Origin of the sequence: Enterobacter asburiae (assembly GCA_011754535.1) — a bacterium.
Taxonomy (GTDB): domain Bacteria; phylum Pseudomonadota; class Gammaproteobacteria; order Enterobacterales; family Enterobacteriaceae; genus Enterobacter; species Enterobacter cloacae_N.
Genome location: JAAQVN010000001.1, coordinates 2,266,013 through 2,279,993, shown reverse-complemented (window position 1 = coordinate 2,279,993; position 13,981 = coordinate 2,266,013). Strand labels below are relative to the sequence as shown.

Below are 13,981 nucleotides of genomic sequence, written 5' to 3'. Positions count from 1 at the left end.
TTTCTCAGTCTATGTTGAATATGCCTGTACTGTAAATAACGGGAGTTATTGGTCATGTCATTAGATATTAATTTCACCGGTAAGCGCGTGCTTGTTACCGCTGGCACGAAAGGGCTGGGAAAAGCAGTTGTCGGGCTTTTAAAACAGCTCGGCGCAACGGTATTCACCACTGCGCGCCACGAGCCAGACGTAAATATCGCTGATACGTTCGTAGCCGCTGACCTTACTACGGTCTCCGGATGTGCCGCTGTCGCATCTGCGGTGCAGGAACAGATGGGAGGGGTCGACGTGATTATCCATGTTGCAGGCGGTTCAACCTCCCCCGGTGGCGGTTTTGCTGCGCTTGACGAAGAAGCGTGGCAGCAGGAACTCAATCTTAATTTGTTACCTGCGGTACGCTTAGACCGCGCCCTGCTTCCCGGAATGCTCGCGCAGGGAAATGGGGTGATTATTCACGTGACGTCTATTCAGCGCGACCTGCCGTTACCGGAATCAACCACGGGCTATGCGGCGGCAAAAGCAGCCCTCTCAACCTACAGCAAGAGCCTGTCAAAGGAAGTCTCGCCGAAGGGCGTTCGGGTAGTGCGCGTTGCACCCGGCTGGATCGAAACTGAAGCGGCGGTGGCACTCGCGGAGAGACTGGCGAAGCAGGCAGGAACAGACTACGAAGGTGGCAAGCAGATCATTATGAAGGCGTTAGGTGGAATACCGCTCGGACGCCCCGCCAGACCAATTGAGGTGGCTAACCTCATCGTCTTCCTCGCCTCATCGCATGCTGCGAGTATTACCGGTACTGAATTTGTCATTGATGGCGGCACCATCCCGACGGTATGACGCGGGGGCTTAATCGGCCCGGGATAAGGGCCGATTAAGCACGGGGAAATATCACTGACCCGTCAGTTTTTCTAAGCCCGTTTTTAACACGTTTATTACCGCTTCGGTATCCATTCCCATTTGAGCATGAATAATAGCCCCGTCAATAAGCATCATAATGTCATTACTGGTCTTTTCATCCGTTATACCGGCGAGCGTTTCGATTTTTTTCTTTGTTTCTGCTTTATGGTCGCGGCATATCTCTTTTATTTCATTTTCAATCTCTTCGGACTTTGCCTCTGCGCTGGCGTTAATAAACGCACAGCCGTGGAATTCGGACGAATTAAACCATTCGCAAAGCGTTGCAGATATCGCGTCAGAAAGTATCTGACCTTCGGCGAGGTTACGGCGCAGAGAGGCCTCAAACCAGTTCATCCATATTTCATGCCGATAGTGCAAATAGGCGAGAATAAGCAAGCTCTTACTCGGGAAATGGCGATAAAAAGTCACCTTGGTCACTTTTGACGCTTTAATAAGCGTATCCACCCCCGTCGCCCTGAAGCCCGTGGAATAAAACAGATCGTGCGCCGTCAATAATATCTTATCCCTGACGCTAATTTTTGTATCGTTGCTTGCGGATTGTGTTTTCATTTTTTCGGCGGCCTCAAAACGGATATTGACAGCGTTATTTCACAAGCATAGATTACATCAGGTAGACAGACCTGTCTACTTCATCTAACGCTGAGGTTACCGCAATGAACACACGTCCTCCTTTACCGCCCTTCACTCGTGAAAGCGCCATCGAAAAAGTCAGGCTGGCAGAAGATGGCTGGAACAGCCGCGATCCGGCGAAAGTCGCGCTGGCCTATACGCTGGATACCCAGTGGCGCAACCGCGCAGAGTTCGCCACCAACCGAGAAGAAGCCCGGGCGTTTCTGGAGCGGAAATGGAAAAAAGAGCTGGACTATCGTCTGATTAAAGAGCTCTGGGCATTTACGGAGAACCGGATCGCGGTGCGCTATGCCTATGAATGGCATGATGATTCCGGCAACTGGTTCCGCTCGTATGGCAATGAAAACTGGGAGTTTGAGCCTGACGGACTGATGAAGCGGCGTTATGCCTGCGTTAACGATATGCCGATAAAAGAATCCGAGCGCCTGTTCCACTGGCCGCTGGGCAGACGCCCGGACGATCACCCCTCGCTGAGCGATCTTGGCTTATAGGATTTTCGCATCAACCGGGCCGTATTGTTCTCGATGAGCCAGTTAGCCACAATCTTTCCATCATCGATTTCATAAATATCCGTATGCATCTGTGGACGCGAAGAAAGTATTGAATTTCGTGAAGGAGCAGATGCCTGAACTGGCTGTCAGAAATATAAGGCCGCATCGGTTTTGCGGCCTCTTCCCACTTGTCGATTAAAACGTATCGATACAAGGCTGGCCGACTTTGTTAATGGCGTTTTTTATCCTGGCTCTGAGCTCAATTAACGCCGCTTCTTTCTCTTCAAGCTGCTGCAACTTGCGCTGCAAAGAATCGCGTTTTTGCTCAGCGGTAAATTTGTCGTCAACCCAGACAGCTAAAACCTCTGAAATTTCGGATAAGGTAAAAAGCAGCATTTTGGCATGCTTGATCATGTTTAAACGCTGTAAATCGACGGCGGAATAAACTTTGTAGTTATTACTGCGATTGGGCTGCGGGATATTCTCTAATAGCCCCTGCCGCTCATAGTAACGCACCGTCTCTTTCGACAATCCCGTTTTCGCACACAGTTCACCAATTCGCATCGCGTCGCCCTCACCTCGAAAAAAAACACTTTTCGAATGCGCTGTGGGGAGAGTATCGCTCAAAGGGCATCCGCGTGCTGGCGCTTTGCCCCGGCGCAACGGATACGGCCTTTTTTGATGTGGTGAATGCTGAGGAAGCCTCGGTAGGTAAAAGAATGCCCGCTGACAAAGTGGTCACCCTGGCGCTGAAGGCCGTGGAGAGTAACCGTAGCTACCTGATTACCGGATGCGGTAACTGGCTTCTGGGGCAGCTACACCGCTTCGTGACGCGCAGGCGTCTGGTGCTCATCGTCGAAAAATTATTGCGTCCACGCTCGGCTTAAGCAAAAACGGCTTTGTTCAGTGCAAGGGAGTTGCGCTGAAATCCTCGCTTATCGCAGACAGATAGATGCCATAGTGCGCGAAAAACAGTGATACACTCACCCCACCTGGTTGATCGTCCCGTCTGGACGGCGCATGATGAATGACGGTAACCAAAGTACAAAATGGTCACTCGTTGTTAATCGTAGCCTGTCACGCTAAGCTTAAATAATGACTAAAAATATGAATCCCCCATCAGCACGTGGTCCCCTTGACCACGCTGTCAGAGAACAAATCGTCGAAGCCGCTTTTGAGCACTTCGGTCACTACGGCTATGAAAAAACCACCGTCGCCGAGCTGGCGAAATCTATCGGTTTTTCAAAATCCTACATTTATAAGTTCTTCGATTCCAAGCAGTCTATCGGCGAAGTGATCTGCGCTAACCGCCTGGAGCTGATTATGGCGGCGGTGCTTTCCGCCATCGAGGATGCACCGTCAGCAAGCGAAAAATTACGCCGTCTTTTCAAGGCGCTCACCGAAGCGGGGAGCGAGATGTTTTTCCACGATCGTAAGCTTTACGACATCGCCGCCGTCGCCGCGCAGGAGCAGTGGCCTTCAACTGAAAAGTATTGTGAAAGCCTGATGAAGCTGATTGAGAGCATCATTATCGAAGGCAGACAGTCCGGCGAGTTTGAAAGGAAGACGCCGCTGGATGAGGTGACCTGTGCCGTCTACATGGTGATGTGCCCTTACATTAACCCCGTTCAGCTGCAGTACAACCTTGAAACCGCCCCAACGGCAGCGGTACTTCTCTCCTCACTGATCTTAAGAAGCCTGGCCCCCTGATTAGTGACCATTGACTTTATTGGTCACTAATCACAGAATGCGGAAACTGTCCTGTTACCTCAATAAGGGTTTCCCATGCTCAGGCTCACTTCAGCCCGCGTTGCCGTTTGTCTCCTGCCGTTTGCCCTCGCGGCATGCGGCGATATTTCCGCGAATGACGATCCGCGCACAAAGCCACCGCTTGTCCGATCCGTATCCGTCGAGCTTGCGAACAATACCGCCCGTGCCTTCACGGGCGTGGTGGTTGCCAGAACGCAGAGCGATTTAGGCTTCAGGGTTCAGGGGAAAATCCTTGAACGCCTGGTTGATACGGGTCAGACCGTCAAACAGGGCCAGCCCTTGCTGCGCCTGGATCCAATTGACCTGAAATTACAGGCCCAGGCGCAGCAGCGCGCGGTGGACGCAGCCCAGGCGCGCGCGCGAAAAGCCTCCAGCGATGAGGCGCGCTATCGTGGTCTGGTGGCCACCGGCGCGGTGTCCGCCTCCGAGTATGACCAAATCAAAGCGGCGGCGGATACCGCCAGAGCAGAACTCAGCGCGGCACGGGCGCAGGCCAGCGTGGCGCACAACGCCACGGGCTATGCCGTCCTGCTGGCGGATTCTGACGGCGTGGTCATGGAGACGCTCGCCGAGCCGGGTCAGGTCGTCAGTGCCGGACAGGTGGCGATCAGGCTCGCCAGAGCGGGACAGCGTGAAGCGCTCGTGCAGCTTCCGGAAACGCTGCGCCCTGCCGTCGGCAGCGAAGCGCAGGCCACGCTGTATGGCAATGAAGAACACCCGGTCACCGCAACGCTGCGCCTGCTGTCTGACTCGGCCGATGCCACAACCCGCACCTACGAAGCACGTTACGTGCTGGACGGGCCGCTGGCGAACGCGCCGCTGGGGGCGACCGTCACGATTAACATTCAGCACAATAAAGCGGAAGGTCAGGTCATGCAGGTCCCGCTGGCCTCGCTCTACGATGCGGGCAACGGCCCCGGCGTCTGGCGCATTTCTGCTCCGCCTGCAAAGGTCGCCTGGACGCCCGTCAGGGTGCTGAGCGTGGGTGAAGATGCGGTGCAGATCGCGGGCGGCGTGAAGCCCGGCGAGAAGATTGTGGCGTTAGGCGCACACCTTTTGCATGAAGGTGAAATTGTCAGGCTTGTCGCGCAACGCAATGCCACGCTTGCGGAGAACGCGCCATGAGCGGAAGCCGCTTCAACCTGTCAGCGCTGGCCGTGCGTGAGCGTTCCGTCACGCTGTTTCTGATCGTTCTCGTTACCATCGCCGGAATTTACGCCTTCTTTGGGCTCGGGCGCGCGGAAGACCCGCCCTTCACGGTGAAGCAAATGACGGTGATAACCGTCTGGCCGGGGGCGACCGCGCAGGAGATCCAGGATCAGGTCGCCGAGCCGCTGGAAAAGCGGCTGCAGGAACTTAAATGGTATGACCGGACGGAAACTTATACCCGTCCCGGCATGGCGTTTATCACCTTGTCGTTGCAGGACAAAACCCCGCCTGCCGAGGTGCAGGAGGAGTTCTATCAGGCGCGGAAGAAGCTTGGAGATGAATCGCAGCGTCTTCCGACGGGCGTCATCGGCCCGATGATCAACGACGAATTCTCGGATGTCACCTTTGCCCTTTTTGCCCTGAAAGCAAAAGGCGAACCGCAGCGGCAGCTGGTACGTGATGCCGAAGGCCTGCGCCAGCAGCTTCTGCACGTTCCCGGCGTCAAGAAAGTGAACATTATTGGCGAACAGGCCGAGCGGATTTATATCGCCTTCTCTCATGACCGTCTGGCGACGATGGGCCTCGCCCCTGAGGACATTTTTAACGCGCTTAACGGCCAGAACGCATTGACCGCGGCGGGCTCCATCGAGACCCGAGGCGCACAAATCTTTATCCGCCTCGACGGCGCGTTCGACGAACTGCAGAAGATCCGCGATACGCCCGTTGTGGCCCGGGGCAAAACGCTCAGGCTGTCCGACATCGCCACGGTTGAACGCGGCTACGAAGATCCCCCGACGATGCTGATACGTAACCAGCATGAGCCCGCCCTGCTGCTCGGCATCGTGATGCGCGAGGGCTGGAACGGCCTGACGCTGGGTAAAGCGCTGGATGCGGAAACGGCGAAAATTAATGAGAGTCTGCCGCTTGGCATGACCCTGACCAAGGTCACCGACCAGTCCGTGAATATTCGCTCGTCGGTTGACGAGTTCATGATTAAATTCTTCGTCGCCCTGCTGGTTGTCATGGTGGTGTGTTTTGTCAGCATGGGCTGGCGTGTGGGGGTGGTGGTTGCGGCGGCGGTGCCGCTGACGCTGGCGGTGGTCTTCGTGGTGATGGAGGCGGCGGGGATAAACTTTGACCGCGTCACGTTGGGCTCCCTGATCCTCGCCCTCGGCCTGCTGGTTGATGATGCCATTATCGCCATTGAAATGATGGTGGTGAAAATGGAGGAAGGTTACGACAGAATCAAAGCCTCGGCCTACGCCTGGAGCCACACCGCCGCGCCGATGCTGGCCGGTACCCTGGTGACGGCCATTGGCTTTATGCCGAATGGTTTTGCCCAGTCGACCGCCGGAGAATACACCAGCAACATGTTCTGGGTAGTTGGTCTTGCTCTTATTGCTTCGTGGTTCGTCGCCGTGGTGTTCACGCCCTATCTGGGGGTGAAGATCCTGCCAACGATCCCTAAAGTAGAAGGAGGCCATGCCGCCATCTATAACACGCCTCGCTATAACCGTTTTCGCCAGCTGCTTGCCCGTGTTATCGCCAGAAAATGGCGAGTGGCTGGGTCGGTGGTCGCCATTTTCATCCTGGCCGTGCTCGGCATGAGTCTGGTAAAAAAACAGTTTTTCCCGACCTCCGATCGCCCGGAAGTGCTGGTTGAGGTGCAGATGCCCTACGGCACCTCGATTGAACAAACCAGCGCCGCAGCGTCAAAAATCGAAGCGTGGCTGGGCCAGCAGCCTGAAGCCAACATTGTCACTGCCTATATTGGTCAGGGTTCGCCCCGCTTTTATCTGGCGATGGCGCCTGAACTGCCCGACCCGTCTTTTGCGAAAATTGTGATCCTGACGGACAGCGAGACGTCACGCGAGGCGCTCAAGCTCCGGCTGAGAGACGCTGTCGCCAACGGCCTTGCGCCCGAAGCGCGCGTACGGGTGACGCAACTGGTGTTTGGCCCGTACTCGCCCTTCCCGGTCGCCTGGCGTGTGTCAGGCCCGGACGTGGGCAAGGTGCGCGACATTGCTGATAAGGTGAAAGCCGTGCTTCAGGCAAGCCCGATGATGCGGACCGTCAACACCGACTGGGGGTCGCGCGTTCCGGTATTGCATTTCACTCTCGATCAAAGCCGCCTGCAGGCGACCGGCTTAACCTCCAGCGCCGTTGCCGAGCAGCTTCAGTTCCTGCTATCAGGCGTGCCGATAACCTCCGTACGGGAAGATATTCGATCGGTAGAGGTCATTGGACGCGCGGCGGGTGATATCCGTCTCGATCCGGCGAAAATTGAGGGCTTCACCCTGGTCGGCAATGCGGGACAGCGCCTTCCGCTGTCTCAAATCGGCAAGATTGAGATCGGTATGGAAGATCCGATTCTGCGCCGTCGCGATCGTACCCCCACAATCACCGTGCGCGGTGATATCGCCGACGGCCTTCAGCCACCGGACGTGTCGGTCGCCATCATGAAGCAGCTCCAGCCGATTGTTGAGACGCTGCCGGCCGGGTACCGTATTGACATGGCGGGTTCGATTGAGGAATCGGGAAAAGCCACGCAGGCAATGATTCCATTGTTCCCGATCATGATTGCCCTGACGCTGCTGATCATCATTTTGCAGGTGCGCTCAATCTCGGCGATGGTGATGGTGTTCTTAACCGCCCCGCTGGGGCTGATTGGCGTGGTGCCGACCCTGCTGATTTTCAATCAGCCGTTTGGCATCAACGCGCTGGTCGGCCTGATCGCCCTTTCCGGGATTCTTATGCGCAATACGCTGATCCTGATTGGCCAAATCAATCATAACCAGAACGAGGGGCTCGATCCGTTCCGGGCGGTGGTCGAGGCAACGGTCCAGCGAGCCAGGCCCGTCTTGCTGACGGCACTGGCGGCCGTGCTGGCGTTCATCCCCCTGACGCATTCGGTGTTCTGGGGCACGTTGGCTTACACGCTAATCGGCGGAACGCTGGGCGGGACGATTGTCACGCTCGTCTTCCTGCCCGCGATGTATGCGATCTGGTTCCGGATCCGCCCTGCGGAACAACGGGTGCAGCACCCCGCAGAAAACGTGTAAACTACCATGAGTAGATAACAGTTCAGAGGAAAACATGGTTGTTAAGCGCTTGAGAAAAGAGGACCGCCGCGTGCAGCTACTGGAGGTTGCGCGCGGAATCGTTCGTCAGCAAGGCACGGAGGCGCTGACCCTTGGCTACCTGGCGGAGCGAGCCAACGTGACCAAGCCTATCCCCTACGACCACTTCGGCGATCGTGAAGGGCTGCTGATGGCGCTGTACCAGGACTATAGCGATCGGCAGTTGGCGAAATTCCGTGAGACGCTGGCGGTCGACAGCAAAACGCTGGAAAAGACGATCCGCTTTTTCAGCGCCGCTTATATCGACTGCGCCATTTCCGCCGGGCCTGAAACCGGGCCAATCGCAGCGGCGCTATCCGGCTCCCGCGCGTTGCAGACGTTTCGGGAGGCATGCGTGGCCGAATGTGCCGACTGCCTGCGTACCGCGCTTTCCCCGTTCGTCGTACTGAAAGGCGTTCAGGGAGAAGCAGCTCTGACGGCCATTATCGGTGCGGCAGACGCGCTCAGCACGGCCGCGGGTAACGGCGTGCTCGCCCGGAACGTGGCGGAAGATACGCTCAGCGGCGCGATGATCGGGGTGCTGGAGACCTACGTGAATAGCACAAAATGATCGCCTGGGGCGGATTGACACATAAGTTACCAATAGTAATATAGACATCAGTTCTCACCCATTGCGAGGTCGCTATGTCTGCAACACACGCCATCAATAACGCGCTGATCGTGACGGCTCACCCTGTCGACACGTCCTTATCCCATACGCTGGCTACCCGCATTGCCGGGAAATTACGCGAGCAAGGTACACAGGTTGAGATCGCCGATCTGCATGCTGAAGGGTTTAATCCGGCGATGACCCGCGCCGATCTCGATTTCTATCACGGCGATCCGAGCGCGCTTCCCGACGATATTTTGCGCGAGCAGCAGCGCGTCGAGCGGGCGGAAATGCTGGTGTTTGTCTTCCCGGTGTACTGGTGGTCGGTCCCCGCGCTGTTGAAAGGCTGGTTCGATCGCGTTTTAACCCTGAACTGGGCGTATAAGGTGGCCGACGACGGACGGATTGTGGGCAACCTACGGGACGTTCCCGTCCGCCTGATTGCCACCGGCGGCAGCGATCTCGCCGGATTCGACAAACATGGCTATTCGACGGCGATTCAGACGCAGATTATCGAAGGTGTATTTGGCTTCTGCGGGTTGAAGAACGTTAAGCTCGATATCCTTTACCAGGCAGACACGGCTACGCCTGAGCAGGTTGAGGATTTTCTGGAGGGGCTTGGGAGTATTAAATAATCCCGGCTATCCAGTCAGCAAAAGCGCGCACGACAGGAGAAAGATAACGCTGGTGGGGATAAAGCAGCGTGACGGGCACCGACGGCGGCTGCCAGTCCGCCAGCACCTCCACCAGCCTTCCCTCGCGCAGATGCTCTGCGACAATATTCCCGGCAACCTGCACCAGCCCAAAACCCTTAAGACACATCTGGATATAAAGCTCCGTATCATTGACGGCGGCAGCACCGCTCACTGGAACAGACCGCATTTCATTGCCCTGAACGAAGCGCAATTCGTTCGCGCGTCGTCTCTGCCCGGAAAAATAGTGAACCGCCCGGTGCCCGCTCAGCGCATCGGGCGACTGGGGAATACCGTATTCCCGGAGATAGTCCGGCGAGGCGCAGGTGACCCAGCGAAAACGGCCCAGAGGACGGGCTACCAGCGTGGAGTTATTCAGTTCCCCTGTTCGAATTACACAGTCGACGCCCTCCTGCACCAGGTCAACCTGGCGATCGCTGACGCCGATCGTCAGGTAGATATCCGGATAAAGACGGCAGAACTCGTCCAGATGTGGCATCACGATGTGATGAGCAATCCCGGCAGGCATATCTACCCGCAGGCGTCCCTGTGGCCGACTGCCGGAATCGCTCAGGCTGGACTCCGCCTGCTCGATTAATGAGAGAATTTCCCGACAGTGCGTCAGGTACTGTAAACCTTCCGGCGTCACGCTCACCCGCCGTGTCGTCCTGTTCAGCAGGCGCACCTGCAGGTATTTTTCCAGATTTTTAATCGTGCTGGTGACCGTTGATGAAGGCAGGAAGAGTGTTTCAGCCGCGCGAACGAAGCTGCCGGACTCCGCCACCCGCACAAAGATTTGCATTGCCTGGATACGATCCATTTGTCCCAAAGCCTTTATAAATTTAATTATTCGCTAATTATGAATAATGAAAACGCATTGCGCATCTTTTTCGCGTTAATTAAGTGGCGTAGCGTTTCGGTACTAATGACAGAAAGAGACTGAAAATGACCGGCTACGCAAGAAATATTGTGAATAATCAAAACACCACTTCCCCGGCGACGCTCATCCGTGGCGCTACGATCCTCAGCATGGATGAGAGCGTGGGCAATATTGAACGCGGCGAGATCCTGATCGCCGGGCCCACCATTGTGGCTGTCGGCGAAAACCTGGAGGCAAAGGGAGCGAGGGTTATTGATGCTACAAACATGATTGCTATGCCGGGGATGGTGGACACCCATCGCCACGCCTGGGAGGGGCAATTGCGTCGCATCAACCCCAACGCGGAATCGCTGGAAGACTACTGCAACGCCACGCATTTCTCATTTGCGAAATACTACCGCCCTGCCGATATGTACGTTGGCAACCTCCTCTCCGCGCTGGGCTGTATTGACGCCGGGATCACCACCGTCATTGATAATTCCCACAACAGCCGCAGCGCAGCCCATTCGGATGCCGCCGTCGAGGCGCTTCTGGATGCGGGGATCCGCGCCATTCACGCTTCAGGCGCACCGGTTTCCGGGGAATGGGATACCGCACACTGGCCAGGAAACTGGCAACGCCTGCAGGAAAAGTATTTCCGGGACAACCCGGACGGACTTGTGTCGCTGGCGGTGATGGCGCAGCTGGAGCCGGAGATGTGGGCTGAGGCGCGCAGGCTCGGGCTGCCGATCGTCACTGAATTTTTCGGCGGTGAGATGGCCTCACGGCTTGCGGTATTGCAGCAGGAGGGACTGCTGGGCGCGGATAATATCTTTAATCACTGCACGGCGCTGCCTGACGAAGGCTGGGCGATCCTGAGAGATGCTGGCGTGAGGGTAAACGTCTGCCCTCGCTCCGACGCACACTACGGCATTGAGGACGGGATGTTTGCCATTCAGTCAGCGATGCGCCACGGCATTCACCCTGGCCTAAGCGTGGATAATGAAACTTCCTACAGCGGTGACATGTTTATGGAGATGCGCGTAGCGTTTTACCTGCAGCGCGTTATGGGTATGCATCAACAACACGGCTGTCGCAGCGCACATTCCCCGAAAACGCTTCAGGCAGCCCAGCTTCTGAAGGCCGCCACTCTCGATGGCGCGGCGTGCGCCGGTCTGCAGGAGAAAGTCGGCAGCCTGACGCCGGGCAAGGAGGCCGATCTGATCCTGATTAACGCGGGGGATCTGAACCTTTACCCCTCCGGAAATGCCTTTGGCACGGTCGTGCATGCAGCAGAGCGCAGCAATATTGACACCGTGATGATTGGCGGACGCATCGTTAAGCAAGGCGGCAACGTGCTGGGCGTGGACAGAGCACGTCTCCGTGCAGCGATTGATGAATCACGTCAGCATCTTTATACCGCTGCAGGCTATGAGCCTGACATGTTTGCAGACGCCTTCCTGCCGCTGCATCAGGCCCCTACTCAAGTTGGTGTATTGAAGGAATGAGTTAAGCAACGTTATAACTAACGCGATAATTCCGTATACAGCGGAATGTATTAACAAAGGCCATGTTATGTATCAGTCAGTTCAGCCAACAACCACCCTCACCACCACCGGAACCTTCGGCGGTGCGAGCGTATCTGTAGCGAACGACTGACAAACAGAACCTCAATCCCCGCCGGCCAGGACGGGGAAATATCTCTCCGTTCACCACCCTCTGAATGGAGAAAGAAAATGGTTTCATCTGACAATGCTCTCTTAATCATCGACATGCAGCAGGGCCTCTTCCGGGGCCCAGTTTCCCCCAGTTCCGCCGATGCCGTTCTGGCAAATATCCGTTTATTAATAGCCAACGCGCGGCACGCGCAGGTACCCGTCTTTTTTGCCCGCCATATCGGACCAGACGACTCCCCCTTCTCAGAGAAGGGTCCCTTAACACAGCTGATACCGGAGCTGGACGTGAAGGACCATGATGTTGTTTTCACCAAGCGCTATCCCAGCTGTTTTCGGGAAACCGGTTTGCAGCGTGAGCTTAATCAGAGAGGCATCAAACAGCTGGTCATTGCCGGGATGAAAACAGAATTTTGTGTCGACACCACCTGCCGGGCCGCGCCGGAGCTGGGTTTCAGGACGATATTGATTTCAGATGCGCATACCACAATGGATAATGCACATTTATCCGCCAATGACATCATCGCGCATCACAACAGCACGCTTGCCGGTCCGTTCGTGACACTGTCGACTGCCGGAGACTGGCATTTTAATACGGTCAGTTGAGTTGGTGGAATCGTCTCCCTCTTTCCCTGCGCGCCTTTCAGCGCGCCGGGGATATGAGAGCACAATTACAGGGTAAAACCCCCGTCACCCACCTGCGCCTGAGCGTACCATTTCATCAGCGCCGCGGTACCGGGCGCGTTCTCCGCTGGTGACCAGGGGGCGGTATCCTGCTCAGGAACAGGCTGGTAGCCGCCGTGCTTAACCTCAAAAATAACGCCGCCTTTATCCAGCGACAGCACGGCATGCCAGGTGCCGGCATCCATCTCCAGCACTTTGCACTCTTCGCCTAACACCACGCGCCGGGTCACGTTCCCGCTGTCATCGAAGTTCAATACCAAAAAGCGACCGCTCAGCGCCGTCAGCAGCTCAAACGTATGCGGGTGGCGATGGGGGCGAACATAGGTGCCGGGCTCCATGGCGATAGCCAGGCGCTGCACCGGGTCGCTCAGCTCAGGATGTAAATTACGGTGCGCCCGTAAGCGAGGAGAATTTGCGGCCTGCTCGCTTTGCTGCTGCAGGTCACTGAAGGTAATTTGTTTCATATAAGCCTTTGTGAATGTGGGCAGTCTACGGCAATCCGATTGCCGCAAGACGTTATACCATCCTGAAAGGTCGATGAGCGATGGCATTTATGAAACAAAACGCTGCATGGGGTTCGCATGTTCTGTTACAACGTGCTCAAAGCAGAGAGAGGAACTCATCCAGCCAGCCGGGCAGATGTTCTCTGTACCAGGTAAGATAGAGATTAAGGTCGCTCTTTTTCCTTTCGTGCAGGAGTAACACGACTTCAGTAACAATCCATGCCTTGGCGAGAGCGATTTCTCTGGCTAACCTGTCTGCGTCCAAATGCGTGGCAAAAACACAGTAGCGCTCGGCAAGTTGTAAAATGCTTTGTTTTGAGCCCATCCCCTTAACCAGCGGAGCAAGGTCGATAGCCGGGCTGCCGGTGCCGAATCTTTCCCAGTCGAAAAGTATCGTATCGCCGTTTTCTCTTCTGCCCCAGTTACCCGCATTGGTATCGCCTGAAATTAAACATTCCTGAAGAAACAAAACGCTGCCCGCTTGTTGAAAACGTCGCATCTGCCGCTCAGCGCGGGCGGGCAATTCCAGAAGAGACAGAGATTTTTCAAGCGCTGACGCAGACCAGGTATGGGGGTGATATATCCATTCGGCGTCGGCAGGATAATTGTGAAGGCGTGAAAGTTGCCTCAATATCTCGTTCCCTGCAACCTCATCCTGGGAGATCTTATGAGGAACGTATTCGAGCGTCAGGCTGCGTCGGTGTGGGTCGGCGTGCAGCAGCCGCGGGGATTCAACAACGCCGCTGAGTGGTTCCGCCGCACGCGTATAAAAGCCATATTCAACATCGCTAACAGGGCATTTTTCTATTACCTGATTGCCATGGCGATCCGCAATCAGGCGGACTTTTGCTGCGCCCATTCTGGATAAGTTCTCGCCAGACATACC

At 56.0% G+C, this 13,981-nt stretch carries 14 protein-coding genes and 1 pseudogene; 10 read left to right on the top strand and 5 right to left on the bottom strand.

What is annotated here, in order from left to right; all coding sequences use genetic code 11:
* Window positions 1-54: 54 nt before the first annotated feature.
* Complete coding sequence (locus tag HBM95_10790) at window positions 55-834, top strand: SDR family oxidoreductase (protein ID NIH43417.1); 780 nt, start codon at window positions 55-57, stop codon at window positions 832-834.
* 51 nt (window positions 835-885) lie between these two features.
* On the opposite strand, the gene HBM95_10785 is transcribed toward HBM95_10790, so the two are convergent.
* The gene (locus HBM95_10785; GenBank protein ID NIH43416.1) at window positions 886-1,464 is read right to left on the bottom strand and encodes a TetR/AcrR family transcriptional regulator; all 579 of its coding nucleotides are present in this window, start codon (window positions 1,462-1,464) and stop codon (window positions 886-888) included.
* 104 nt (window positions 1,465-1,568) lie between these two features.
* Here HBM95_10785 and HBM95_10780 point away from each other — a divergent pair, with 104 nt between their 5' ends.
* Window positions 1,569-2,036 (top strand): nuclear transport factor 2 family protein, encoded by a 468-nt coding sequence (locus HBM95_10780; GenBank protein NIH43415.1) that lies wholly within the window; start codon window positions 1,569-1,571, stop codon window positions 2,034-2,036.
* A gap of 195 nt (window positions 2,037-2,231) precedes the next feature.
* Here the strand turns inward: HBM95_10780 and HBM95_10775 are convergent, their stop codons facing one another.
* On the bottom strand, window positions 2,232-2,600 hold the full coding sequence (locus HBM95_10775) for a MerR family transcriptional regulator (GenBank protein NIH43414.1): 369 nt from the start codon (window positions 2,598-2,600) through the stop codon (window positions 2,232-2,234).
* A 29-nt stretch (window positions 2,601-2,629) separates the two neighbouring features.
* Here HBM95_10775 and HBM95_10770 point away from each other — a divergent pair.
* The 6 genes and pseudogenes from HBM95_10770 to HBM95_10745 all read left to right on the top strand — a co-directional run bounded on the left by HBM95_10770 (window position 2,630) and on the right by HBM95_10745 (window position 9,319).
* Window positions 2,630-2,923 (top strand): annotated as a pseudogene (locus tag HBM95_10770) (oxidoreductase).
* A gap of 208 nt (window positions 2,924-3,131) precedes the next feature.
* Complete coding sequence (locus tag HBM95_10765; protein ID NIH43413.1) at window positions 3,132-3,746, top strand: TetR/AcrR family transcriptional regulator; 615 nt, start codon at window positions 3,132-3,134, stop codon at window positions 3,744-3,746.
* A 75-nt stretch (window positions 3,747-3,821) separates the two neighbouring features.
* Entirely contained in the window at window positions 3,822-4,931 is a 1,110-nt protein-coding gene (locus HBM95_10760; protein NIH43412.1) for an efflux RND transporter periplasmic adaptor subunit, read from the top strand.
* Entirely contained in the window at window positions 4,928-8,017 is a 3,090-nt protein-coding gene (locus HBM95_10755; GenBank protein ID NIH43411.1) for an efflux RND transporter permease subunit, read from the top strand. Before HBM95_10760 ends, HBM95_10755 begins: the two co-directional genes overlap by 4 nt.
* 34 nt (window positions 8,018-8,051) lie before the next feature.
* On the top strand, window positions 8,052-8,645 hold the full coding sequence (locus HBM95_10750) for a TetR/AcrR family transcriptional regulator (GenBank protein NIH43410.1): 594 nt from the start codon (window positions 8,052-8,054) through the stop codon (window positions 8,643-8,645).
* A 74-nt stretch (window positions 8,646-8,719) separates the two neighbouring features.
* Window positions 8,720-9,319 (top strand): NAD(P)H-dependent oxidoreductase, encoded by a 600-nt coding sequence (locus HBM95_10745; GenBank protein NIH43409.1) that lies wholly within the window; start codon window positions 8,720-8,722, stop codon window positions 9,317-9,319.
* Here HBM95_10745 and HBM95_10740 read toward each other — a convergent pair.
* Window positions 9,312-10,196 (bottom strand): LysR family transcriptional regulator, encoded by an 885-nt coding sequence (locus HBM95_10740; protein ID NIH43408.1) that lies wholly within the window; start codon window positions 10,194-10,196, stop codon window positions 9,312-9,314. The genes HBM95_10745 and HBM95_10740 overlap by 8 nt on opposite strands.
* Window positions 10,197-10,321: 125 nt before the next feature.
* On the opposite strand from HBM95_10740, the gene HBM95_10735 reads away from it, so the two are divergent.
* Both HBM95_10735 and HBM95_10730 read left to right on the top strand, forming a co-directional pair.
* Window positions 10,322-11,743: an amidohydrolase family protein gene (locus tag HBM95_10735; GenBank protein NIH43407.1), complete on the top strand. Its 1,422-nt coding sequence runs from the start codon at window positions 10,322-10,324 to the stop codon at window positions 11,741-11,743.
* A gap of 228 nt (window positions 11,744-11,971) precedes the next feature.
* Window positions 11,972-12,514: a cysteine hydrolase gene (locus HBM95_10730; protein ID NIH43406.1), complete on the top strand. Its 543-nt coding sequence runs from the start codon at window positions 11,972-11,974 to the stop codon at window positions 12,512-12,514.
* 65 nt (window positions 12,515-12,579) lie between these two features.
* Here HBM95_10730 and HBM95_10725 read toward each other — a convergent pair whose 3' ends face one another.
* Window positions 12,580-13,056, bottom strand: coding sequence for a WbuC family cupin fold metalloprotein (locus HBM95_10725; GenBank protein NIH43405.1), 477 nt, complete (start codon window positions 13,054-13,056; stop codon window positions 12,580-12,582).
* 136 nt (window positions 13,057-13,192) lie between these two features.
* Window positions 13,193-13,978 (bottom strand): phosphotransferase, encoded by a 786-nt coding sequence (locus HBM95_10720; GenBank protein ID NIH43404.1) that lies wholly within the window; start codon window positions 13,976-13,978, stop codon window positions 13,193-13,195.
* Window positions 13,979-13,981: the final 3 nt, after the last annotated feature.